The organism is Streptomyces sp. NPDC046939 (assembly GCF_040644575.1).
Classification (GTDB): Bacteria; Actinomycetota; Actinomycetes; order Streptomycetales; family Streptomycetaceae; genus Streptomyces.
Genome location: NZ_JBEYWV010000009.1, coordinates 206,957 through 230,147 on the forward strand (window position 1 = coordinate 206,957; position 23,191 = coordinate 230,147).

A 23,191-nucleotide genomic window follows, 5' to 3' on the forward strand; every position below is an offset into this window, starting at 1 on the left:
GGTCGGATGCCTTCCGTCAGATGCTTGTTCGGATTCTGGTGATGGTGTCTCTGGCTCGTACGGTAGTCGGCGCCGGGGCTAGAAGGGGAGGCCCGGGATGCCGCTCGCGCCGCCGCCGCCGAGGCCCTGCGCCAGCGGGCCGAGCTTCTGCTGCTGGAGCGTCTGGGCGTTCTCGTTCGCCGCCTGGACCGCCGCGACCACCAGGTCGGCGAGGGTCTCCGTGTCCTCCGGGTCGACCGCCTTCGGGTCGATGACCAGGCCGCGCAGCTCACCGGCGCCGGTCACCGTCGCCTTGACGAGACCGCCGCCCGCCTGGCCGTCGACCTCGGTCCGCGCCAGCTCCTCCTGCGCCGCCGCGAGGTCCTGCTGCATCTTCTGGGCCTGCTGGAGCAGCTCCTGCATGTTGGGCTGGCCACCACCGGGGATCACGATCAGCTCCTGTTCCGTGTCGTCGAGGTCGTCCTGGGCGCGGGCGCGTCCCTGAAACGAGCGTACGTGGTCCGGGGAGTGCCCGCCCCAGCGCCTGGCACGACACTCTTTCGAGTGAGATGCGCCGCTTTCCCCTACCTGATGAAGGCCCACGTCTGAGCGGAAAACCCGCGGAACCGGGGCGTCGGCCACCCATTGGGCGGTAGGAAGATGCCGTATCAACCGTGACCGATCGAGGAGTGCCGGGTGAGTCAGCCGGACATGCAGCCCGAAGGACCGCCCCAGGAGGGGCCGGGCGAGGGCCGCAGCACCTCGGACGATCTCACGGGGCGCATGTTCCCGCTCGGCGACTGGGGCGAACCGGCCGACCGCCTCGACGAGCTGTACCGGTGGGTGGAGCGCGGGGCCCTGCGGACGGCCGCCTGGTACCTCGCCGACCGGGCGTGGAAGCGGCGGGTGGCGCGGGTGCTGCGCGGCGGGGCGGTACTGGGGGCGCTGACGGCGGGCGCGCTGCCGCTCCTGGATCTGGCGGGGGCGGTGCCCGGCGCCGCGGTCTGGGGCTACCTGGGCCTCCTGCTGGCGGTGGCCTGTGTCGGCTGCGACCGGTGGTTCGGCCTGACGTCCGGCTGGATGCGGGACGTGGCGACCGCGCAAGCGGTGCAGCGGCGGCTCCAGACGCTCCAGTTCGACTGGGCGTCCGAGTGCGTCCGCGAGGTCCTCGGCCCGACCGAGGGCACGGCCGCGGAGGCCGCCGAGCGGTGCCTCTCCGTCCTGCGGCGCTTCTCGGAGGACGTGACGGAGCTGGTCCGCACCGAGACGGCGGACTGGATGCACCACTTCCACACGGGCCCCCTCCCCTCATCCCTCCACCCCCCCACCCATTCGACCCTGCCCAGCCCCCCACCGCCTCCGACCCCCCGCTTCCCTCTCCCCCCGGGCACCCGCCCCAACATGCCGAGACAGCGTCCGCCGGAGCCGAGGTAGGGGGCGGGGCGGGTAGCGCGCGGGGTCCGTGAGCGCTGGGGCCGGGTGGGGAGGAGGCGCGGGGGTGGGGCGTGCCGGTGCTGGAGGTTGGTGGGGGCCCCACCTAGTGGGAGGCGGGGCCTGAAGGCGCCGGACGCTCCGGCACCGCGGCCGGGGTGAGGGGGGACGGAGTCCCCGCAACTCCGAGGGGCGAGGGCGGGGCCGGGGGGCCGTACGCGCGGGGACGGTCCCGCACCGCAGCCCGGGGGTGAGGGGGGACGGAGTCCCCACACCCCCCGAAAGGGCGGGTGGGCGGGGAACGGGGCCGGGGGCCGTAGGCGCCGGGGCGGTCCAGCGCCGCAGCCCGGGCGTGGGGACGAAGTCCCCGCAACCACCTCGGGGGCGGGTGGGTGGGGAACAGGGCCGGGGCCCGAAGGCGCTGGGGCGGTTCAGTGCCGCAGCCCGGGCGTGGGGGACGGAGTCCCCGCAACCCCGAGGGGGTGGGGAACGGGGCCGGGGCCCGAAGGCGCTGGGGCGGTCCGACGCCGCAGCCCGGGCGTGGGGACGAAGTCCCCGCAACCACCTCGGGGGCGGGTGGGCGGGGAACAGGGCCGGGGCCTGAAGGCGCCGGGCCGGTTCGGCGCCGCAGCCCGGGCGTGGGGGACGGAGTCCCCGCAACCCCGAGGGGGCGGGGAACAGGGCCGGAGGCCGAAGGCGCGGGGGCGGTCCGGCGCCGCGGATAAAGTGCGGGGTACGTTGACAGCCAGGTGAACCGGGGGACCCGCCTTGCCCGCTTTCGACGGCCCCGCCGTCACCCGCAGCACCCTGCGCCAGCAGATCGCGGACGCGCTGCGCGACGAGATCCTGGCGGGCCGCCTGTGCCCGGGCCAGGAGTTCACGGTGAAGGAGATCGCCGAGGGGTACGGGGTGTCGGCGACCCCGGTCAGGGAGGCTCTGGTCGATCTGACCGCGAAGGGCTTGCTCGACTCGGCCCAGCACCGCGGTTTCCGCGTCCACGAGTACTCCCTGTCCGACTACCGCGCGATCGTGGAGGCCCGGAGCCTGGTGGCGGACGGTATCTTCCGCGCTCTGCCGGAGATCCCGGAGGGCGCCCTCACGGGGGTGCGCCGTCGCGGCGAGGAGGCGGCCCGCGCGGCGGGCGCCGGCGACCTGAACGTCCTGATCGGCTACGACCTGCGGTTCTGGCGCGAGTTGGCCGCCTTGTTCGGCAACCCGTATCTGTCGGACTTCTTCCACCGTCTGCGCGTGCAGTCGTGGATGTGCGCGGTCCCGCTGCTGCGCCGCGCCGACGACCTGCGGGGCGCCCTGTGGTCGGGCCATTGCGCGCTGGTGGACGCGCTGGCCCGCGGGGACGCCCCGGCCGCGCAGGAGATCATCGCGGCGTACAACAAGGAGTCCCTGTCCCTGCTCGAACGCCTCGCGGGCGAATCCGGCGCCTGAGAAGGAGCCGGAGAAGGAGCCGGAGAACGGGTACCCGCAAGACAGGGCTGTGCCGGGCCGTCGCGCACTACCCTGACCTGACAACCGGAGCCCTAAGGAGCCCCCTTGGCCTGTGACCTGTGGCTCGTCCCGCTCGTCGACGTGCTGTGCCACAGCCCCGACAACCCGTTCGCGGAGGAACTCGCGCTCTACGACAAGGCCCTGCACGAGGCGGGCCTGCCCCCGGTCCCGGTCTACGCGTACATGCCGGGCCTCTCCGGCGACGTGGCGCCCGTGGCCGGGTTCGACTACGACGCGCTGCATTTCCTGCGCCGCGCCTATCTGCTCCAGATGTGCGGTCTCGCGGTGACGCCGGTGGACGAACTGGGCGGCGACTACGAGCAGTTGCTGGAGATGTTCGAGTCGACGGCGCAGGCCTCGCATCTGGTGTGGCACTACGACCACGCGGGCGCGTACGTCCCCGTGGACTTCCCGGCGCCGCTGTCGAACGACGAACTCCTGGAGGGCGGCGGCCCGCTGGGCTCCTCGCACGCCTTGTTGCGCGAACTGGAGTACGTGGCCCCGTCGATCGGCATCGACCCGGCGAACCCGCCGCGCCCGCCGGCCCCGCCCGCGGCCCCCACCGAACTGGAGGAACGGGCGGCGCCGGTCGCCCCCGGTGAGGGCCCGTTCGCGCGGGAGCGCCATGTGTGGCTGGGTCTGCACCAGGCGGCGACCCGCAGCCTGGCCCAGGGGTCGATGATCGTCTTCAGCTGAGCCGACGGCGAGTCGGGCCCGGGGGACGCCATCACGATGCCGTCCCCCGGGCCCGCATTCCTACGCCACGTACTCGTCCGCCACGCCCAACGCCGAGTCGAGCGCCGCGATCCCTTCCTTGGCCTCGGCCTCGGTGATGTTCAGCGGCGGCACCACATGGGTCCGGTTCATGTTGACGAACGGCCACAGGCCGCTCCTCTTCGCGGCGGCGGCGAACGCGGCCATCGGCGTGTTGTCCTGCCCGGTCGCGTTGTACGGCACGAGGGGTTCCCGCGTCGCCCGGTCCCGTACGAGGTCGAGGGCCCAGAACATGCCGACGCCCCGCACCTCGCCCACCGAGGGGTGCCGTTCGGCCAGCGCGCGCAGCCCTGGCTCGATGACGTCCGCGCCGAGCTTGGCGGCGTGCTCGACGATGCCCTCCTCCGCCATGACCTCGATGGTGGCGACGGCGGCGGCGCAGGCCAGCGGGTGCCCGGAGTAGGTGAGGCCGCCCGGGTAGGGCCGCTTGGCGAACGTCTCGGCGATGGCGCCGGAGATCGCGACGCCGCCGAGCGGCACGTACCCGGAGTTGACGCCCTTGGCGAAGGTCATGAGGTCCGGCACGACCCCGTACAGGTCGGCCGCGAACCACGTACCGGTGCGGCCGAAGCCCGCCATGACCTCGTCGAGGACGAAGACGATGCCGTACTTGTCGCACAGGGCGCGGACCCCGGCGAGGTAGCCCTCGGGCGGCAGCATGATGCCCGCCGTGCCGGGGACGGTCTCCAGGATGATCGCGGCGATCGTCGACGGGCCCTCGAACTGGATCGTCGACTCCAGGTGCTCCAGGGCGCGCTCGCACTCCTGCGCCTCCGTCTCCGCGTAGAAGCGGGAGCGGTACAGGAACGGCGCCCAGAACCGGACGACCCCGGCGGTGCCGGTGTCGCTGGCCCAGCGGCGCGGGTCGCCGGTGACGTTCACGGCCTGCTGGGTGCCGCCGTGGTACGAGCGGTAGGCGGAGAGGACCTTCGGGCGGCCCGTGTGCAGGCGGGCCATCCGCAGGGCGTGCTCGACGGCGTCGGCGCCGCCGTTGGTGAAGAAGATCTTGTCGAGGTCGCCGGGGGTGCGCTCGGCGATGAGGCGTGCGGCCTCGGAGCGCGCCTCGACGGCGAAGGCGGGCGCGAACGTCGTCATCTTCGCGGCCTGCTCCTGGATCGCCGCGACGACCTTCGGGTGCTGGTAGCCGATGTTGGTGAAGACGAGCCCGGACGCGAAGTCGAGGTAGCGCTTGCCGTCGTAGTCCCAGAAGTACGAGCCTTCGGCACCGGCGACGGCGAGGGGGTCGATGAGCTCCTGTGCGGACCAGGAGTGGAACACGTGCGCACGGTCCGCGGCCTTGACGGCTGCGCCGACCTGGGGATTCGGCTGAGGGGTCATGGGCCCGAGGGTAGAGGCGGCGTCCGCCGCCGCACCATCGGCGTCCTGTCTGCGGGACGGCCCCGAACGCGACACCCTGTCGCTCACCGCGCGTATATCACTCTCCGCGTCCGTTACGGAACCGTGTGAGCCGCTCCGGGCCTCTCTGTCGTATGTCCGCACTATTCTCAGAGGGTTGGTCACGTACGGGGGAGGGTGGCGCGACATGGAGAGGCTCGAACCGCTGGGAGCGGGGGACCCGCAGCGCATCGGGGCGTACCGGCTGCTCGGCCGGCTGGGCGCGGGCGGCATGGGGCAGGTGTATCTGGCGCGCTCCGAGCGCGGCCGGACCGTCGCGGTGAAGCTGGTCCGCGAGGAGCTCGCCGAGCAGGAGGAGTTCAGGTCGCGCTTCCGGCAGGAGGTGCGGGCGGCGCGGCAGGTCGGCGGCGCGTGGACGGCGCCGGTGCTCGACGCGGACACGGACGCGGAGATCCCGTGGGTGGCGACGGGCTATGTGGCGGGGCCCGCGCTCCAGCAGGTCGTCTCGCACGACTACGGGGCGCTGCCGGAGCGGTCGGTGCGCATCCTCGCGGCCGGGCTCGCGCACGCGCTCATGGACATCCATGAGGCGGGTCTGATCCACCGCGATCTGAAGCCGTCGAACGTGCTGGTGACGATCGACGGCCCGCGCGTCATCGACTTCGGCATAGCCCGCGCCCTGGAGACGGTCACCGACGGCGGTCTCACGCGGACGGGCGCGCTGGTCGGATCGCCCGGGTTCATGGCGCCGGAGCAGGTGCGCGGCGACCGGGTCACCCCGGCGTGCGACGTGTTCTGCCTGGGCTCGGTCCTCGCGTACGCGGCGACGGGCGCGCTGCCGTTCGGCACGTCCAACAGCGGGGTGCACGCGCTGATGTTCCGCATCGCCCAGGAGGAGCCGGATCTGGCCGGTGTCCCGGAGGGCCTGCAGGATCTCGTACGGGACTGCCTGCGCAAGCAGCCCGCCGCCCGCCCCTCGTTGCGGGAGATCCTGGAGCGCACCGGCGCGGAAGACACCCTGGGCGACGGGGGCCGCACTCGTGACCCGTGGCTGCCCGGCGCGCTCGTTGCGCAACTCGGGCGCCACGCCGTGCAGTTGCTGGATTCGGAGGAACCGGACCGGGGGACGCGGGCCGCGCCCGAAGCGCCCTCACCCCCACCCCCGCCTCCGCCGGGCAAGCCGGGCGGCGCCCAGCTCAACCACCTGCCCACGATGGTCGTCGGCCAGCAGGCGGCGGCGCCCGCCCCGGCCACGCCCGCCTACGGCTACCCGTCACAGCCCCAGCCGCAGCCGGCCGCGTACGGCTATCCGCAGGGGAACTGGGGCCAGACCCCGCCCTACGGTCCGGCCCCGCTGGTCTCCCCGCAGCAGGAGCCGCCGCGCCGGGGCCGTTCCACGGCGGCGTTGATCGTGGTCGCCCTGATAGTGGCTCTCGGCGCGGGCGGATCGGTCTTCGCCCTGATGAAGGACGACGGCACGGCCGGCTCGAAGGCGGGCGGCGACACGGCGTCGCCGACGGTGACGGCATCGGCCCAGCCGGGCCCCGACACACCGTCACCCACCGGCGAGCAGGGTCAGACCCCGCAGGCTTCCTCGGACGTGATACCGGTGAAGTTCCTCGGCAGCTGGGAGAGAACGGACGACAACGGCGTCGCGTACCGGCTGACCATTCAGCAGGGCAGCCCCGGCGACACCGTCCTGTCGGTGACGGCGGACGGTTCGCTGTCGTCGGGCTCCACCTATCGCTGTCTGTTCCAGGGCGATCTGGTGTCCGCCGACGGCGACACCTTGAGCATCGGCCGGACCGACGTCGTGTCCGGGCCTGGCGCGCCCACCTGCGCCCCCGGAGCGGCGAGCACGCTCACCGTGCTCCCCTCGGGGCAACTGAACCGCGTCATGGACACCGGCAAGGCGTCCACGTACGACAAGGCGGGCTGACGCGGACGCCCCGGCCCGCGCGAGGCGGACCGGGGCGTGCCGTGTGCACGTCCTTCTACAGGAACGAGTTGATCTCAATCGTCTCGTCGCGGCCGGGGCCGACGCCGATGGCCGAGATCGGGGCGCCGGACATCTCCTCCAGCGCCTTCACGTAGGCCTGCGCGTTCTTCGGCAGGTCGGCGAAGGTCTTGGCCTTGGTGATGTCCTCGGACCAGCCCGGCAGCATCTCGTAGACGGGCTTCGCGTGGTGGAAGTCGGTCTGCGAGTACGGCAGTTCCTCGACGCGCTTGCCGTCGATCTCGTACGCGACACAGACGGGGATCTGCTCCCAGCCGGTGAGGACGTCGAGCTTGGTGAGGAAGAAGTCGGTCAGGCCGTTGACGCGGGTCGCGTAGCGGGCGATGACCGCGTCGAACCAGCCGCAGCGGCGGTCGCGGCCGGTGGTGACACCGCGCTCGCCGCCGATGCGGCGCAGCGCCTCGCCGTCGTCGTCGAACAGCTCGGTCGGGAACGGTCCGGCGCCGACGCGGGTCGTGTACGCCTTGAGGATGCCGATGACGCGGCTGATCTTCGTCGGGCCGACACCGGCGCCCGTGCAGGCGCCGCCCGCGGTCGGGTTCGACGAGGTGACGAAGGGGTACGTGCCGTGGTCGATGTCGAGGAGCGTGCCCTGGCCGCCCTCGAAGAGCACGACCTTGTCGTCGTCGAGCGCCTTGTTGAGGATCAGGGTGGTATCGGCGACGTAGCCCTTGATCTGCTCCGCGTAGCCGAGCAGCTCCTCGACGACCTGCTGGGCCTCGATGGCGCGGCGGTTGTAGAGCTTGGTGAGGAGCTGGTTCTTGACCTCGAGGGCCGCCTCGACCTTCTGGGTGAGGATCGACTCGTCGTAGAGGTCCTGGACGCGGATGCCCACGCGGTTGATCTTGTCGGCGTAGGTCGGGCCGATGCCGCGCCCGGTGGTGCCGATCTTGCGCTTGCCGAGGAACCGTTCCGTCACCTTGTCGACGGTCACGTTGTACGGCGTGATGATGTGCGCGTTACCGCTGAGCAGGAGCTTGGACGTGTCGACGCCGCGCTCGTTCAGACCGCTCAGCTCGGAGAGCAGGACCGACGGGTCGACGACGACACCGTTTCCGATGACCGGCGTGCACTCCGGCGAGAGGATTCCGGAAGGGAGGAGATGCAGCGCGTACTTCTGGTCGCCCACGACGACCGTGTGACCGGCGTTGTTGCCGCCTTGGTAGCGCACCACATAGTCCACGGATCCACCGAGCAGGTCGGTGGCCTTTCCCTTGCCTTCGTCACCCCACTGAGCACCGAGCAGCACAAGTGCGGGCACAGGCGTACACCCCTTCCGGGCGGGGCATGTCCAAGGTCAGGGGTCGCAGCCACTGATGAATGCGTAAGCCTTGGTATGCCCCGGAATAGACGAAGCCCCTGGCGCAATAGCGCAAGGGGCTCTTGCACAAAGATGCTACCCGAGGAAGCGAGGCAAGGCCGAGGTGGCGGCTTTGGAACAGCCGGCTGACCGGACGGACGAGGGGCTGTCGCGGCAGGTTCTGGTGCTCGTGGACCCCCTCGCCCGGCGTACGGACGGGGAGTCCGTACGGATCGCCAAGGATGTGCTGTGCGCGGGCGCGGCGGCCCGCGTGTGCCTGCCCGAGGGGCCGGAGGAATTCGCGAAAGCGCTGGCCAGGCGGGGTGCGCGGCGCCCCGTGGTGATCGGTGACGACCGGGCGCTGCTGCGGGCGGTCTCCCTGTTGCACCGCGAGCGGGAGCTGTCCGCAGCGGTGCTCTCGATGATCCCGGTGGGCGGTGCCGTGTCGCTCGCACGCTCCCTCGGAATTCCCTCCGGGGCGGTCGCCGCGGCACGCGCCGCGCTGGACGGTTCGGAGCGCCGCCTCGACCTCCTCGTCGACGACAGCGACGGCGTGGTCCTCGGCGAACTGCGCATCCCGCCGCTCACCCAGCATCCCCCCGGCGCGGACGGCGCGGCGCACCCCTGGCTGCGCACCTGCCGCTCCCTGGTCCGCACGCTCGCGCCCCGGCCCGCGCGCCCCACGGGCCAGGAGCCCGGCCCCCCGGCGCACCTGCGGATCGAGGCGGACGGCAGGACCGTGCTCGACCTCGACCAGCCGGTCCGCCACGTCTCGGTCGGCCCCGCCACCGGTACGGGTCTGGCCCGCCTTGAGATCCACCACACCCCGGACGCGCCCCCGCTGCGTGCCTCGGCCCGGACGATCACGGTGACCGGACCCGACTTCCGCTACCGCACGGACACGGTCGCCATCGCGGGCCCGGTCCGCCGCCGGATGTGGACGGTACGGGTGGGGGCGTGGGGCCTGGCGCTGCCCTGAGCGCCCTGCCGTCGGGGCCGGTGGCGGCTGTGCGGGGTCAGGAGCCGTCGGGCCGGGGCCACGGACGCCCCTCCAGGTCCTCGATCGCCCGGTTCAGACGCCGCAGGCTCGCCGCGAAGCCGGCCACCTCTTCCTCGGTCCAGTCCTTCATGAGACCGCCGATCACCTCGACGTTCAGCCCGCGGTCCTCGTCGAGGCTCCTGGCGCCCTCCTCCGTGACGCGGAACTTGCGGGCGATGCCGCCGTCCGGGTCCGGGATGCGCTCGACGAGCCCGGCACGGAGCATCGCGGCCGTCTGCCGGTTCAGGGTCGAGGCATCCAGGCCGAACGCCTCGCTGAGCTGCCCGATCGACATCGGCCCGTCCAGCTGGATCCGGCTCAGGAGGATGTACGCGCTGCGGTCCAGGCGCCAGCGGTCTGACCTGGCCCGGGATCCGGACAGATAGCCGTGCCGGCTGAGCAGCATGGTCTCGAACTCGACCCGCCGCGCGATCTCCCCCGCTCCGTCGGCCTCACCCACGCCGTCCGCCCGCCTTTCCGCCGAATACCTGCTCAGCAGGTATATCAAGCCGCCGGCGCGGTCAGTCCAGCCCGAGCGGCGGTCAGCGGACGTACCGCTTGAGCTGTTCCGTGTCCAGCTCGATGCCGACAGGGTCGGGGACGGTCCACCAGCAAGTACACGGGATGTTCGCCTCGGCGTAGGCGGCGGGCTTCTCCACTCGGTCGCGGGCGTGGGTGTCGGCGTCGTAGAACGTGATCTCAACGGTCATGAGAACGCCTTCGGCGTCGGCCCAGTGTCCCTGCCCCAGGAAGTGGTGAACCGGTGCCAGCATGCCGTCGGGCTCGGCCCGGTCGGTGCGGTGGGTTCCGACCTTGAGCCCCAGTGTCGGGATCAGGTTGAGATCCGGCCGCTCCCGCATGCACTGCCGGATCAGCCACATGGTGAGCGCGCTGTGTCATGCTGCACGATCGGCGCAGGTGGCGTCCTGAAACCAAGCCCGGCGAACAGACGTCCCCCCACCCATGGGACAACGCACAGAAGCCGCACTCGGCTGCCTCGCCGTTCTCGCCGGGATCGGGGGTGGCTTGTGGGTGTGGTGGGGGCGGGCGCAGGGGCGTGTGAATCGGTTCGAGCAGGCCCCCGACTGGCGGGTCTTCGTCATCGATCTGCCGGTGTGTCTTGTCGGCGGGGTCGGGGTCGGGGCGCTCGGTGGGGTTTTGTTGCACCGGGTGTTCAGAGCGCGACGGGGAGCCCCTCCAGGCCCCTGATGACGAAGTTCGGGCGGCGGGTGGGTTCCGCTGCCAGGTGCAGTGTCGGGGCCTGGGTGAGCAGGGCTCGGAGAGATGCCGCCAGTTCCACGCGGGCGAGGGGGGCGCCGATGCAGTAGTGGATGCCCGCGCTGAAGGAGATGTGGGGGTTGTCGGCGCGGGTGAGGTCGAGGCGGGCCGGGTCGGTGAAGACCGCCGGGTCGTGGTTGGCGGAGCCGAAGAGGAGGGCGACCTCGGAGCCGCGGGGGATGGTGGTGCCCGCGAAGTCGATGTCGTCGAGCACCCAGCGTTCGAAGAGCTGGAGCGGGGTGTCGTAGCGCATCAGCTCCTCGACGGCGCGCGGGACCAGGGCGTGGTCCGCGCGGAGCGCCGCCAGCTGGTCGGGGTGGCGGAACAGGGCCCACCAGCCGTTCACCGTCGAGTTGACGGTGGCCTCGTGGCCCGCGTTGAGGAGCAGCACGCAGGTCGAGATGAGTTCTTGTTCGGTGAGGCGGTCGTCGTCCTCGTCGTGGGCGGCGATCAGGGCCGAGATCAGGTCTGTGTCGGTGGGGCTGTGGCGGCGGGTCGTGATCAGGGCCCGCAGGTACTCCGTGAACTCCACCGATGCCCGTACCGCCGCCCGCGCCGTCTCCTCCGGCGGGTTCAGCTCGTACATCCCGCAGATCGCCGCCGACCAGGGGCGCAGGAGCGGGCGGTCCGCCTCGGGGATGCCGAGCATCTCGGCGATGACCGCGACCGGGAGGGGTTCGGCGATCGCTGTGAGGAGGTCGCCGCCGCCGTCCGCGACGAGGCCCGCGACGAGGTCTCCGGCCAGCTTCTCCACGTAGGGTCGCAATTGCTCGACCGTGCGCGGGGTGAACGCCTTGGAGACGAGGCGGCGGATGCGCGTGTGGTCCGGGGGTTCGAGGTCGAGCATGCCGTGGTCGTTGAGGGTGTGGAACGGCTCGTGCTCGGGTGGCGGGGGTGTGCGGCCGAAGTCCTCGTGCGCGTAGCGGTGTTGATAGGTGCGGCCCAGGCGGCGGTCCCGCAGCAGCGTCGACACGTCCGCGTGGTGCGGGATCAGGTACTGGCGCGTGGGCTCGAACCAGTGGACCCGGCCCGCCTCGCGCAGCGCCGCGTACGCGGGGTACGGGTCGGCCACGAAGGCCGGGGACCACGGGTCGAAGGCGGTGACAGCGTCCATGTCTGGACGCTAGCCCCGCTCAGCCCGGTGTGACCAGACGTGCCTCGTACGCGAAGACGGCCGCCTGCGTGCGGTCGCGCAGGCCCAGTTTGACCAGGACCCGGCTGACGTGCGTCTTGATGGTCGACTCGGCGACGACGAGCCGCTCGGCGATCTCCGCGTTCGACAGTCCCTGTGCGATGAGGACGAGGACCTCCGTCTCGCGGTCGGTCAGCTCCCCGTAGGCCCCCGGGTTCTGCACGGCGGGCAGCTTCGGCGACTCCGAGAGCTTCGAGAACTCGGTGATCAGGCGGCGCGTCACGGAGGGGGCCAGGAGCGCCTCGCCGTTCGCCACCACCCGGACGCCCTCGGCGAGTTGGCGCGCCGACGCGTCCTTCAGGAGGAAGCCGGACGCGCCCGCGCGCAGCGCCTGGTACACGTACTCGTCGAGGTCGAAGGTGGTGAGGACGAGGACCTTGGCGCCCTCGTCGGCGGCGACGATCTCGCGGGTCGCCTCGATGCCGTTCATCTCGGGCATGCGGATGTCCATGAGGACGACGTCGGGGTGGAGTTCGCGGACCCTGGCGACCGCCTCGACGCCGTTGACCGCCTCGCCGACGACCTCGATGTCCGGCATCGCGTTGAGGAGCACCGAGAAGCCCTCGCGCACCATCATCTGGTCGTCGGCGATCAGGACCTTGATCATGCGTCCGCCCCGGTGGTGTCGTCGGCCTTCTCGCGCTGCTCGGGGGCCTGGGTCGCGACCGGCACGAAGACCATGACCTCGTAGCCGCCGTCCGCCGTCGGCCCGGCCGTCATCTCGCCGCTGAGCATCGTGACGCGCTCACGCATCCCGGTGATGCCGTGTCCGGCGCCGGGCGAGGGCTTGGCGAGGGCGCTGGGCGCGCCGTTGACGATCCGCAGGCCGAGCCCGCCGAGCACGTACGACACCTCGACGGCCGCCTCGGCGCCGGGCGCGTGCCGCAGCGCGTTGCTGAGCGCCTCCTGCACGATCCGGTACGCCGACAGTTCGACGCCCTGCGGCAGTTCGCGGACGGCGCCGGTCACGGCCTTGGTGACGGTCAGGCCGGCCTCCCGTACGTTCTCCAGGAGCTTGTCGAGGTCGGCGAGGGTGGGCTGCGGGGCGTCGGGCGCCTCGTAGTCCTCGGCCCGTACGACGCCCAGGACCCGGCGCAGTTCGGTCAGCGCCGCCACCGCGTTCTCGCGGATCGTGACGAACGCCTGCTCCAGCTCGGGCGGCGGGTTCTCGACCCGGTAGGGCGCCGCCTCCGCCTGGATGGCGACGACCGACATGTGGTGGGCGACGACGTCGTGCAGTTCGCGCGCGATGTTCGTGCGCTCTTCGAGGAGGGTCCGCCGGTCGCGTTCGACGGCGGTGACCGTGCGCTCCTGGACGACCTGGCGCCGCGTCGTGCGGTTGACCTGGATCAGGGTGACGATCGCGAGCGCGACGCCGGAGACCACCAGCATCGGCACGGAGATGCCGGAGTCGATGCCGCCCATCAGCTGGCCGGCGAAGACCGCGTACACCGCGCTGAGCACCCACATCCAGGCCGCCGTACGGGGCCGGGTGCGGGCCGCGACGACCAGCATCACGGCCGTGTGGCCGACGATGCTGCCGCTCGACCACGGATACAGGCCGTCGCCGGTCAGCACCACGAGGACGGGGGCCACCGCGAACGAGAGCCACCAGGCGAGGACCGGCCGCAGCAGGGTGAGCGCCACCGGCAGGGCGGCCGCGAGCCCCGCCAGGGCGGCGACGACGCCCTCGCTGGAGGAGCTGTAGCTCGCCATGCCGACGAGGAACGTGAACAGCGCCAGGGCAAGGACCAGGGCGTGCGGGAAGAGGCCCAGGTGCTTGCGGAGGGCGGGCGGGCAGAGCTGGGCCCACGGCCCGTCCGCCGCCGCCCTGGGCAGCGGTCGGTAGGCGCGCACGTCGCGGAACAGGTCCTCGCGCAGCCCCCGCAGCGCCGACTGCGCGAGGCTGAACTCGGGGCTGCGGTTGCTGGGCGCCCCTGAGGTGGCGGTCGTCTCGGTCATGCCCCGACGGTACGGGCCGCCCCGGCGCCGGGTCGTCCCCAGTCAGACGGGTCCTTCGGGTCCGCCGTGAGTACTACTCGGCTCACCAGGCCAGTTGCGCGATCTCCTCGGCGACGACCGCGCAGGCGTCCGCCGCCGGGTCGATCAGCGGGAAGTGCCCGACCCCTTCCAGGAACGTGGTGCCGACCACCTCGCCCGCCCTGGCCGCCGCGTCCGCGTACGCCTCGGCGACGGCGCACGGCACGGTCGTGTCCGTACGGCCCTGGACGAGCGTGGTCGCGATGCCGGTGGGCAGCAGCCGCGCGGGGTCCGCGTACGGCAGCCGCGCCTCGGCCCGCTCGTCCTCGCCGCCCAGCAGCTCGGCGACGGCGCCCGCGCACACCCCGAGCTTCCGCGCGAGCCCGAGGTCCGCGACCGGTGCGAGGGCCACGACGCCGCGCAGCGCGGGCGGAGCCGGGGTGCGCCAGGGCGAGTCCGCGGGCAGGACGTGCCGGGCCGCCGCCCACAGCGCGAGGTGGCCGCCCGCCGAGTGCCCGGTGACGACGGTGCGCCGCGCGTCCGCCGACGGCAGGTGCTCGGCGGCGAGGGCGGGCAGGGCGTCGAGCGCGGCGGCGACGTCGTCGAAGGTCTCGGGCCAGCGCCCGGCCACCGGCGCCTTCGCGCCCTGCTGCGGCAGCGCCCGGCCGCGCCGGTACTCGACGCTGGCGACGGCGAACCCGCGCCGGGCGAGGAAGTCGGCGAACGGGCTCAGGTGCGCCCGGTCGTACGGGGTCCGCCAGGCGCCGCCGTGCAGGGCGACGACGAGCGGCGCCGCGGCCCGGCCGTCGCGGGGCGCGTAGAAGTCCACGACCTGGTCCGGGTGGTCGCCGTACGCGGCGGTGGCGTCCGGCGGGACCGCGGGGTGCGAGAAGGCCGACGCCTCCTCCGCCTCGTCGCGCGCGGCGGCTTCGTCCGGCATGCTCCCAACCTCTCGACGTCGCAACGTGAGTGCGCAAGAAAAACACTGGAGGAAAACACTGGAGAACCCAGTGGAAACCAGTAGGCAAGCGGACGCTACCAGGCCCATGACGTGCGCCGACACGTTCCGTCACCGAGTAAACGGTCCTGCTGTGCCGTTACCCTGCCTGTCATGAGCAGCGACCCCGAACCCGGCACGCTCCGTCCCGGCGGGCGCACCGCCCGTGTCCGCGCGGCGGTCCTCGAAGCCGCGGGCGACGTCCTCGCCTCGGAGGGCTTCGACCGGCTCGACCTCGCCGACATCGCGCGCCGCGCCGACGTCGGCAAGACCACCGTCTACCGGCGCTGGTCGACCCCGACCGGCCTCGTGGCCGACCTGCTCGCGCAGATGGCGCAGGAGTCGCTGCCGCGCACGGCGACCGGCACCCTGCGCGGCGACCTCACGGCCAACGCGCGGCTGGTGCGCAAGACCCTCTCCGATCCGCGCCAGGGCCCCTTGTTCCGCGCGGTGATCGCGGCCGCCACCTGCGACGAGCGGACCGCCGAGGCCCTGCGCCGGTTCTACGAGGTCCGGGTCGCCGAGTGGGCGCCGTCCGTCGAGGAGGCGGTGGAGCGCGGCGAGCTGCCGGAGGGCACGGACGCGGCGGAGGTCGTCCGGGCGGTGTCGGCGCCGCTCTACTACCGCCTGCTCACGACCGGGACCGCGCCCACCGAGGCGGACGCGGCCCGTGCGGTGGCCGCCGCGGTGGCGGCGGCCGAGGCAGGCGTCTACGTCAGCTCCTAGAGCTGTTCGGCCAGCACCCGCGCTGCCCGCTCCACCTCCGCGAACCCGAGGTAGAGCGGTGTGAACCCGAACCGCAGCACGTCCGGCGCCCGGAAGTCGCCGACGACGCCCGCCGCGATGAGCCGCTCCATCACGGCGCCCGCGTCCGCGCACCGCAGCGCCACCTGGCTGCCCCGCTCGGCGTGCGCGGCCGGGGTCACCGGCTCCACCCGCCCGGCGGGGACGTACGCCTCGACGCACTCCAGGAAGAAGTCCGTCAGGGCGAGCGACTTGGCGCGCACGGCCTCGATGGAGACGTCCGGCCGCGACCAGACCTCAAGCGCCGCCTCCAGGCCCAGCATCGACAGGATGTCCGGCGTCCCGACCCGCCCGCGCACCGCGCCCTCGGCGGCCTCGTACTCCGGCCGCATCCCGAACGGCTCGGCGTGCGAGTTCCAGCCCGGCAGCGGCGAGTCGAAGGCGGCCTGGTGCGCGTCGCGCACGTACAGGTAGGCGGGCGATCCGGGCCCGCCGTTGAGGAACTTGTACGTGCAGCCGACGGCCAGGTCGACCCCGTGCTCGTCGAGCCCGACCGGCAGCGCGCCCGCGCTGTGGCACAGGTCCCAGACGCTCACGGCCCCGGCGGCGCGGACGGCCGCCGTGAGCCCCGGCAGGTCGTGCAGCCGCCCCGTGCGGTAGTCGACGTGGTTGAGGAGCACGGCGGCCGTACGCGGCCCGAGCGCGTCCGGCACCTCGGCCGGTGCCACCGCCCGCACCGCGCACCCGGTCATCCGGGCCGCCGACGCGGCTATGTAGCCGTCGGTCGGGAACGTGGCGGCGTCGACGAGGATCTCGTCCCGCCCCTCGCCCGCGAGGCGCACCGCTCCGACCAGCGCCTTGAACACGTTCACGCTCGTGGAGTCGCCGACCACGACCTGGCCGGGCGCCGCGCCCACCAGCGGCGCGATCAGGTCACCGATCCGCTCGGGCGCGGTCCACCAGCCCGACTCGGTCCAGGACCGGATGCGCAGCCTGCCCCACTCGCGGCGCACCACGTCGTCGACCCGCCCGGGGACGTTGGCGGGCAGCGCGCCCAGGGAGTTCCCGTCGAGGTAGACGACATCGTCGAGGACGAAGTCGGCCCGCACGGCGGCCAGTTCGTCGGCCGCGTCGAGTGCGCGCGCCCGCTCGTGCAGGTCAGACATGGGACCTCGCCGTCCACAGCTCGGGGAACACGGTCTTCTGCGCGCGCTTCTCCAGCCACGCCACCCCGGCGGAGCCGCCGGTGCCGGTCTTGGCGCCCATGGCGCGGCGCGTGGCGACCAGATGGTCGTTGCGCCAGCGCCACACCAGCTCCGCGACATCGGTCAACGCCTCGCCGAGCCGCGCCAGTTCGGACGTCTCGTCACCCGCGTACAGCGCCGTCCAGACCGCCTCCACCTCGGGCGACGGCTCATAGCGCCGGGACACGTCCCGGTGGAGGACGGAGCGCGGGATGCGGTGGCCGCGCCGGTCGAGCAGGCGCAGCACCTCGTCGTAGAGGCTCGGCTCGTGCAGCGCCTTCTCCAGCTCGTCGTGGACGCGGGGCGCGCCGCGGTGCGGCACCAGCATCGACGCCGACTTGTCGCCGAGCAGGAACTCCATGCGCCGGTACATCGCCGATTGGAAGCCGGAGCCCTCGCCGAGCGAGGACCGGTAGGAGTTGAACTGGGCCGGGGTGAGCCCGGCGAGCGGCCGCCACGAGGCGTTCAGGGCCTCCAGCTCGCGGCGCGAGCGCTTCAGCGCGGCGATGGCGGTCGGCACGTCGTCCTGGGTGAGCGCACGGGCGGCGGTCTCCCACTCGTGCACGATGACGGTGAACCACAACTCCATGACCTGGGTCGTCACGAGGAAGACCATCTCGCCGGGGTCGTCCGAGCGCAGGTGTTGGAGGTGGGTGAGGACATCGGCCTGGACGTAGTCCTCGTAGGGCGTGGTGCCCGCGAAGTCGAGATGCGGCGCGTCGGGGGTGTCCGCCGCTGTGGAGGCGCCCGTCTCCGGGGTGGTCCGGTCTCCGTGATCCGCGTCGTGGGACATCGCTGTCTCCTGATGTGTGCTCCGGGTAGCGGTCCGCCCTGCCGTTACCGGCACGGGGCCCCGGTCCCCGCCTCGCATCCTTCACAATCGTCCCCCGGAACGGCAAGGCCCGCCTGGTCACAGGCGGGCCTCACTGTCGTGCACGGTTCAGCCGAGGGTCTGCGCCGCCGTCGGGGACGAGTCCTTCAGGAACTGCGAGCAGCGCTCGAACTCCTCCTGCTCGCCGATGGCACCTGCGGCGCGCGCGAGGGCGTGCAGGGCGCGCAGGAAGCCGCGGTTCGGCTCGTGCTCCCACGGCACGGGCCCGTGGCCCTTCCAGCCGCTGCGCCGCAGCGCGTCGAGCCCGCGGTGGTAGCCGGTACGGGCGTACGCGTACGACTCGACGACGCTGCCCCGCTCGAACGCGGCGTCGGCGAGCTGCGCCCAGGCCAGCGAGGAGGTCGGGTACTTCGCGGCGACGTCGGCCGGGGGCGTGCCGCCGGCGAGCAGCTCGCGCGGCTCCGGGTCGTCGGGGAGGTGGGTCGGGGGCGGTCCCCCGAGCAGGTTCTCGTGAAGGCTCATGGTGTCCAGTCTGCGCCATCCGGCGGGCTGCTCTCCACGCCGGTGATCACGCCGTCCGGCGCCTGCCGGTCACGTCCCGTGACCGTGCGCAGGGCGCGCACGAGCGCGTCGGCGCCCGCCTCCGCCTTGCTCCGCGGACAGCCGACGTTGAGCCGTACGAAGCCGGGCGCGCCGTACGTCCCGCCCGGCATGACGGCGACCTTCTCCTGCTCGACGAGGACGCGCTGCAAGGCGTCGTCCGTGGTGATGCCGAGCGGCCGCAGATCGACCCAGGCGAGGTAACCGGCCTGCGGAGCACGCCACTTGAGCTCGGGAAAGGCGGCGTCGAGCCGTTCCTCCAGAAGCCGCAGATTGGCGTACGTGTAGGCGCGCAGGGCCTCCAGCCACGCGCCGCCCTCGCGGTAGGCGGCGATGTGGGCGGTGAGCGAGAGCACGGCGGGCGAGGCGAGCCCCTCACCTGTGTCCATGCGGCGGGTGAACTCGGCGTGGTCGTCCGGGTCGCCGACGAACCCGTAACTGCCGCTGAGCGCGGGGAAGTTGAAGGACTTGGTGGCCGAGGTGACGAGCGCCCAGCGCAGCCCGTCGCCGTACCGGGTCCACGGCAGGTGCGTGTGTCCGTCGTGGGTGAGGTCGGCGTGGATCTCGTCGCTGATCACCGCCACGTCGTGGGTGCCCGCGAGGTCGGCGAGGCGGCGCAGCTCGGCGTCGGTCCACACGTGGCCGGTCGGGTTGTGCGGCGAGCAGAGCAGGAGCACGCGGCTGTCGGTCCTGGCCAGCTCCCGTTCGAGGCCGGTCCAGTCGTGGAGGCCGACGGGGCGCAGGTCGCGGCCGAGCCCGGTGACGGACTTGCGGAACCCGTCGTAGGCCGGGGTGTGCAGGACGACCCCGTCGCCCGGCTCCGTCCACATGCGCAGCAACTGCGCTATCTGGTTGAGGACGGACGGCCCGTACACGAGCCGGTCGGTGTCGACCTCGGTGGCGTACCGGGTGCGGAACCAGTCGCGCACCGCGCCGCGGAAGTCGTCGTTCCGCCACTCGGTGTAGCCGAGGACGCCGTGCGCGAGGCGGGCGTGCAGGGCGGCCAGGACCTCGGGCGCGCACGCGAAGTCCATGTCGGAGATGGTGAACGGCAGCAGGTCGGGGACCGGGAAGCGGTCCGTGATGCCGTCCCACTGCACGCACCAGGTGCCGTGCCGGTCGACGGGGGTGTCGAAGTCGTACGTCACTGGGGGCGCCTTTGGGCATGGCACGGGCCCGGCACCCCGGAGGAGCGGGGGCGCCGGGCCCGTGCGAGGGCTGGAACGGACGGGCGTTACTTGATGCGGGTGCCCGTCGAGCGCAGGCTCTCGCACGCCTCGACGACACGGGCGGTCATGCCCGACTCGGCCTTCTTGCCCCACACGCGCGGGTCGTACGTCTTCTTGTTGCCGACGTCGCCGTCGACCTTCAGGACGCCGTCGTAGTTCTGGAACATGTGACCGGCGATCGGCCGAGTGAAGGCGTACTGGGTGTCGGTGTCGAGGTTCATCTTCACGACGCCGTTCTCAAGGGCGGTGCGGATCTCCTCCAGGGTGGAGCCCGAGCCGCCGTGGAAGACGAAGTCGAACGGCTTGGAGCCGGCCGGCTTGCCGTACTTCTCGGCGACGCCCGCGTTCAGCTCGGCGAGCAGGTCGGGGCGGAGCACGACGTTGCCCGGCTTGTACACGCCGTGCACGTTGCCGAACGAGGCGGCGAGCAGGTAGCGGCCCTTCTCGCCCAGGCCCAGCGCCTCGACGGTGCGGATCGCGTCGTCGACGGTGGTGTAGAGGTTGTCGTTGATCTCGTGCGAGACGCCGTCCTCCTCGCCACCGGTCGGCGTGATCTCAATCTCCAGGATGATGTTCGCGGCCTTGGCCTTGGCGAGCAGCTCCTGGGCGATCTTCAGGTTGTCGTCGAGGGTCTCGGCCGAGCCGTCCCACATGTGCGACTGGAACAGCGGCAGGCCGCCGGCCTCGACGCGCTTGGCGGAGATGTCGAGGAGCGGGCGCACGTACCCGTCCAGCTTGCCCTTCGGGCAGTGGTCGGTGTGCAGCGCGATCTTGTTCGGGTACTTCGCGGCGGCGACGTGCGCGAACTCGGCGAGCGCCTGGGCGCCCACGACCATGTCCTTCACACCCTGGCCCGAGAGGTACTCGGCGCCACCGGTCGAGACCTGGATGATGCCGTCGCTCTCGGCCTCGGCGAAGCCCTGGAGGGCCGCGTTGAGGGTCTGCGTCGACGAGACGTTGATGGCCGGGTAGGCGAACTTCCCCGCCTTGGCCCGGTCGAGCATCTCGTTGTACTGATCCGGGGTTGCGATGGCCATCTGCCGACTCCTCGTGAAGCGCGCGATTGCGGGTTTGGGTTGTTTCAGGTGTCTCGACCGGTGGTCCGACCCTCACCAAGTCCATGGGGGTGACGTCATCGTCGCCCCCATCTTTCCAGACTTGCGCGAGAGCCGGGCTCCGGGCCCGGCGGCTCGTCTCAGTCCAGGCCCAGCTCGTCCTTGGAGAACGCGTACAGGTACGGGACCCCGGCGCCCTCGGTGATCTTCTCGGCGGCGCCGGTCGCGCGGTCCACGATGGTGGCCACGCCGACGACCTCGGCGCCGGCCGCGCGGACCGCTTCGACGGCGGTCAGCGGCGACCCGCCGGTCGTGGACGTGTCCTCGACGACGAGCACCCGGCGCCCCTTGATGTCCGGGCCCTCCACCTGGCGCTGCATGCCGTGCGCCTTGGCGGCCTTGCGGACGACGAACGCGTCGAGCCGCTGCCCGCGGGCGGCGGAGGCGTGCAGCATCGCCCCGGCGACGGGGTCGGCGCCCATGGTCAGACCGCCGACAGCGTCGTACTCAAGATCCTTCGTCAGGTCGAGCAGCACCTGCCCGACCAGCGGGGCGGCCTCGCCGTCGAGGGTGACGCGGCGCAGGTCGACGTAGTAGTCGGCCTCAAGACCGGAGGAGAGCGTCACCTTGCCGTGCACCACGGCCTTGTCCTTGATCTGCTGGAGCAGCGCCGCGCGCACGTCGTTCGTCGTCATGGCTACGAGCTTAAAGGCGCGTCCAGCTCCACGTGGTGCTGGCCTCCAGCGGCTCGACCGGGGTGACCAGGCGCGGATCGGTGTTGAGCCCGTTGGGCGGCCCGGTCTGCGGCTCGACGCACACGGCCGCGTCCTGCTCGTCGTAGACCACGACCCACTGCTCGCGGCTGCGCACGTTCACCTCCAGCTCGCCGGGCCAGGTCAGCGTCACGTCGACACCGTCGGGCATCCCGAAGCAGTCGTCCCAGGGGCCCGGCTTCACGTCCACGCGGTGCCCGGTCGGCAGGTGGTCGTCGCCGCGCTCCAACTGCCAGGCGGGCTCGAACGCGATCCGCACGGGGTTGCCGCTCTCGGCGAGCGTCCGGTTGAACCAGGGGTGCCAGCCCGCCTGCGCCGGGAACGAGTCGCCGTACGTCTCGATGCCGAGCGTCAGCGTCAGCGCGTCCTCGGTGAGCGCGACGATCTGCGTGACCCGGCCGGGCCACGGCCACGGGTCGGTGAGGTCGTACGTGAACACGGCCTCCGAGCCGCTGACCCGCGCGGTCGTCCATTCGGCGTCGCGGGCGAAGCCGTGGATGGCGTGCGGCGGCGAGTTCAGCGGCATCTGGTGGACCCGCCCGCCGTCACGGAACCGGCCGTCCCTGGTCCGCCCGCACCAGGGCACCATCGGGAAGCACCCGTACCGCTCCCCCTGCCGCAGCAGTTCGGTCCCGGCGATCCTCAGGCTGCTGATCCGGCAGCCGTTGCCCGGCGCCACGGTCACTTCCGCGTCGCCCGCGGTCAGCGTCGTCTCTCGAGTCGTCACGACGACCGAGCCTATGCGGCGTGAGGTCAGTGCCGCCTGCGCAGGGCCCGCCCCACCACGATGGCGGACGCCAGCGCGAGCGCGGCGGCGGGCGCGGCCCAGCGCAGGGTGGCGCTCGCCGTGACGCCCTCCGGCGCGGGCACGGGCGCGTACCGGCCGCGCGGCGGCGCGTGGTCGACCTCCTCGGCGCTGCGGCCGATCATCGTGCGGCGCGCGTGCGCGGCGGCGGGCTCCGCCGGGAGGTCGCCGGTGTCGTCCTCGTCGGCGTCGGGGTCGAGGTCGGGGTCGAGGCCGGACGGGGGGACGTCGGTGTCGTAGAGGGGGAGGCGGCGCGGGGTGGTGGCGTCGCGGTCGTCGTCGCCGCCGGAAACGCCGTCGGTGAAATAGCCGGCGTCACTCTCCGCGTCGGCATCCAGCTCGCCGTCCATGTCATCGTCCGGCTCGTCGTCCGAGCCGGGCTCCTGGCCGGCGGCCCCGAGGTTTCCGGCGAAACGGTTCAGCAGGCGGTGTGCCGCCGACGTCACGGCCTCCTCCGAGAACTCGGCCACCCGCCCGTCACCGGACGCCGTACCGGCGAACGTCAGCAGCGAACCGCCGTCCGCCGCGACGACACGGGCCGTCAGCGCGAACTCGACACCACCCGTGCCGCGCGCCTCCGTCCCCCGGCCGGTCACCGCGTACGAGCCGTCGGGCGCCTCCACCACGCGGACCGCTCCGCGGTAGGTGATGGTGTGCCCGTCGATCCGCACCTTGAGGCGGCCCTCGTCGCCGGACGCGTCGGGCTGGAACCCCGGCAGGGCCCTCTCCACGCGGGACGGATCGCAGAGCACCGCCCGAAGGGACTCGGCGGGAACCGGAACGAACACCTCATGCTCCATGGCACCCGAGCGTAGCGACTCCGTCGGGGGCGGGCGTCTTGTTCGGCGGCGCGGGTGCGGATTCGTTTCGGGGGCGGGTGGGTGTGGCTGCGCCGCGTCTGCCTCGCTCGCGTCCTCTTCGGGTGCGGCGCCGTGGGGGCTGGTCGCGCAGTTCCCCGCGCCCCTGGAGGCTGCGACTTCGTCGCGCCTCCCCCTGGCGCGCCCCATGAGATGGCGCACGCAGTGCGCATCTCAGGGGCGCGGGGAACTGCGCGAGCAACCAC

The 23,191-nt window shown here is 72.7% G+C and carries 23 protein-coding genes; 6 read left to right on the top strand and 17 right to left on the bottom strand.

Annotated features, from left to right (window positions below; translation table 11 throughout):
* Positions 1 to 78: 78 nt before the first annotated feature.
* Positions 79 to 429 (bottom strand): YbaB/EbfC family nucleoid-associated protein, encoded by a 351-nt coding sequence (locus ABZ877_RS12960; RefSeq protein WP_361068857.1) that lies wholly within the window; start codon positions 427 to 429, stop codon positions 79 to 81.
* Positions 430 to 675: 246 nt separating this feature from the next.
* Here ABZ877_RS12960 and ABZ877_RS12965 point away from each other — a divergent pair, with 246 nt between their 5' ends.
* The 3 genes from ABZ877_RS12965 (at position 676) to ABZ877_RS12975 (ending at position 3,609) form a co-directional block, all read left to right on the top strand.
* Positions 676 to 1,413, top strand: coding sequence for an SLATT domain-containing protein (locus ABZ877_RS12965; protein ID WP_361068860.1), 738 nt, complete (start codon positions 676 to 678; stop codon positions 1,411 to 1,413).
* A 765-nt stretch (positions 1,414 to 2,178) separates the two neighbouring features.
* Positions 2,179 to 2,853 carry a GntR family transcriptional regulator gene (locus ABZ877_RS12970; RefSeq protein ID WP_361068863.1) on the top strand — a complete coding sequence of 225 codons (675 nt, stop codon included), beginning with the start codon at positions 2,179 to 2,181 and terminating at the stop codon, positions 2,851 to 2,853.
* Positions 2,854 to 2,958: 105 nt separating this feature from the next.
* Positions 2,959 to 3,609, top strand: a complete 651-nt coding sequence (locus ABZ877_RS12975; RefSeq protein WP_361068865.1) for a hypothetical protein — start codon at positions 2,959 to 2,961, stop codon at positions 3,607 to 3,609.
* Between the two features lie 60 nt (positions 3,610 to 3,669).
* Here ABZ877_RS12975 and ABZ877_RS12980 read toward each other — a convergent pair whose 3' ends face one another.
* The gene (locus ABZ877_RS12980) at positions 3,670 to 5,025 is read right to left on the bottom strand and encodes an aspartate aminotransferase family protein (RefSeq protein WP_361068868.1); all 1,356 of its coding nucleotides are present in this window, start codon (positions 5,023 to 5,025) and stop codon (positions 3,670 to 3,672) included.
* A 205-nt stretch (positions 5,026 to 5,230) separates the two neighbouring features.
* Between ABZ877_RS12980 and ABZ877_RS12985 the strand changes: the two genes are divergently transcribed.
* On the top strand, positions 5,231 to 6,982 hold the full coding sequence (locus tag ABZ877_RS12985) for a serine/threonine-protein kinase (protein ID WP_361068871.1): 1,752 nt from the start codon (positions 5,231 to 5,233) through the stop codon (positions 6,980 to 6,982).
* Positions 6,983 to 7,037: 55 nt separating this feature from the next.
* On the opposite strand, the gene ABZ877_RS12990 is transcribed toward ABZ877_RS12985, so the two are convergent.
* Complete coding sequence (locus ABZ877_RS12990) at positions 7,038 to 8,321, bottom strand: adenylosuccinate synthase (protein ID WP_361068873.1); 1,284 nt, start codon at positions 8,319 to 8,321, stop codon at positions 7,038 to 7,040.
* A gap of 172 nt (positions 8,322 to 8,493) precedes the next feature.
* On the opposite strand from ABZ877_RS12990, the gene ABZ877_RS12995 reads away from it, so the two are divergent.
* Positions 8,494 to 9,339 (top strand): diacylglycerol kinase, encoded by an 846-nt coding sequence (locus ABZ877_RS12995; RefSeq protein ID WP_361068875.1) that lies wholly within the window; start codon positions 8,494 to 8,496, stop codon positions 9,337 to 9,339.
* A gap of 37 nt (positions 9,340 to 9,376) precedes the next feature.
* On the opposite strand, the gene ABZ877_RS13000 is transcribed toward ABZ877_RS12995, so the two are convergent.
* The 6 genes from ABZ877_RS13000 to ABZ877_RS13025 all read right to left on the bottom strand — a co-directional run bounded on the left by ABZ877_RS13000 (position 9,377) and on the right by ABZ877_RS13025 (position 14,789).
* On the bottom strand, positions 9,377 to 9,805 hold the full coding sequence (locus tag ABZ877_RS13000; protein WP_361068943.1) for a MarR family transcriptional regulator: 429 nt from the start codon (positions 9,803 to 9,805) through the stop codon (positions 9,377 to 9,379).
* Between the two features lie 136 nt (positions 9,806 to 9,941).
* On the bottom strand, positions 9,942 to 10,259 hold the full coding sequence (locus ABZ877_RS13005; protein WP_361068878.1) for a hypothetical protein: 318 nt from the start codon (positions 10,257 to 10,259) through the stop codon (positions 9,942 to 9,944).
* 314 nt (positions 10,260 to 10,573) lie between these two features.
* Positions 10,574 to 11,791, bottom strand: a complete 1,218-nt coding sequence (locus ABZ877_RS13010; protein WP_361068881.1) for a cytochrome P450 — start codon at positions 11,789 to 11,791, stop codon at positions 10,574 to 10,576.
* A gap of 19 nt (positions 11,792 to 11,810) precedes the next feature.
* The gene (locus ABZ877_RS13015) at positions 11,811 to 12,476 is read right to left on the bottom strand and encodes a response regulator transcription factor (protein ID WP_361068884.1); all 666 of its coding nucleotides are present in this window, start codon (positions 12,474 to 12,476) and stop codon (positions 11,811 to 11,813) included.
* Entirely contained in the window at positions 12,473 to 13,831 is a 1,359-nt protein-coding gene (locus ABZ877_RS13020; protein ID WP_361068887.1) for a histidine kinase, read from the bottom strand. Before ABZ877_RS13020 ends, ABZ877_RS13015 begins: the two co-directional genes overlap by 4 nt.
* 82 nt (positions 13,832 to 13,913) lie before the next feature.
* The gene (locus tag ABZ877_RS13025) at positions 13,914 to 14,789 is read right to left on the bottom strand and encodes an alpha/beta hydrolase (protein ID WP_361068890.1); all 876 of its coding nucleotides are present in this window, start codon (positions 14,787 to 14,789) and stop codon (positions 13,914 to 13,916) included.
* A gap of 171 nt (positions 14,790 to 14,960) precedes the next feature.
* On the opposite strand from ABZ877_RS13025, the gene ABZ877_RS13030 reads away from it, so the two are divergent.
* The gene (locus tag ABZ877_RS13030) at positions 14,961 to 15,572 is read left to right on the top strand and encodes a TetR/AcrR family transcriptional regulator (protein WP_361068895.1); all 612 of its coding nucleotides are present in this window, start codon (positions 14,961 to 14,963) and stop codon (positions 15,570 to 15,572) included.
* On the opposite strand, the gene kynU is transcribed toward ABZ877_RS13030, so the two are convergent.
* The 8 genes from kynU to ABZ877_RS13070 form a co-directional block, all read right to left on the bottom strand.
* Complete coding sequence (kynU, locus tag ABZ877_RS13035; protein ID WP_361068897.1) at positions 15,569 to 16,756, bottom strand: kynureninase; 1,188 nt, start codon at positions 16,754 to 16,756, stop codon at positions 15,569 to 15,571. The genes ABZ877_RS13030 and kynU overlap by 4 nt on opposite strands.
* The gene (locus ABZ877_RS13040) at positions 16,749 to 17,627 is read right to left on the bottom strand and encodes a tryptophan 2,3-dioxygenase family protein (RefSeq protein WP_361068898.1); all 879 of its coding nucleotides are present in this window, start codon (positions 17,625 to 17,627) and stop codon (positions 16,749 to 16,751) included. Before ABZ877_RS13040 ends, kynU begins: the two co-directional genes overlap by 8 nt.
* 147 nt (positions 17,628 to 17,774) lie before the next feature.
* Positions 17,775 to 18,188 carry a DUF3151 domain-containing protein gene (locus ABZ877_RS13045; RefSeq protein WP_361068900.1) on the bottom strand — a complete coding sequence of 138 codons (414 nt, stop codon included), beginning with the start codon at positions 18,186 to 18,188 and terminating at the stop codon, positions 17,775 to 17,777.
* Positions 18,185 to 19,414: an aminotransferase class I/II-fold pyridoxal phosphate-dependent enzyme gene (locus ABZ877_RS13050; protein ID WP_361068903.1), complete on the bottom strand. Its 1,230-nt coding sequence runs from the start codon at positions 19,412 to 19,414 to the stop codon at positions 18,185 to 18,187. Before ABZ877_RS13050 ends, ABZ877_RS13045 begins: the two co-directional genes overlap by 4 nt.
* Before the next feature lie 86 nt (positions 19,415 to 19,500).
* Entirely contained in the window at positions 19,501 to 20,532 is a 1,032-nt protein-coding gene (gene fbaA / locus ABZ877_RS13055; protein WP_361068906.1) for a class II fructose-bisphosphate aldolase, read from the bottom strand.
* Between the two features lie 158 nt (positions 20,533 to 20,690).
* A complete protein-coding gene (pyrE, locus tag ABZ877_RS13060; RefSeq protein ID WP_361068909.1) occupies positions 20,691 to 21,245 on the bottom strand; it encodes an orotate phosphoribosyltransferase in 555 nt (184 codons plus the stop codon).
* 10 nt (positions 21,246 to 21,255) lie between these two features.
* Complete coding sequence (locus ABZ877_RS13065; protein WP_361068911.1) at positions 21,256 to 22,050, bottom strand: aldose 1-epimerase; 795 nt, start codon at positions 22,048 to 22,050, stop codon at positions 21,256 to 21,258.
* A 26-nt stretch (positions 22,051 to 22,076) separates the two neighbouring features.
* The gene (locus tag ABZ877_RS13070; RefSeq protein ID WP_361068914.1) at positions 22,077 to 22,928 is read right to left on the bottom strand and encodes an SRPBCC domain-containing protein; all 852 of its coding nucleotides are present in this window, start codon (positions 22,926 to 22,928) and stop codon (positions 22,077 to 22,079) included.
* Positions 22,929 to 23,191 lie beyond the last annotated feature (263 nt).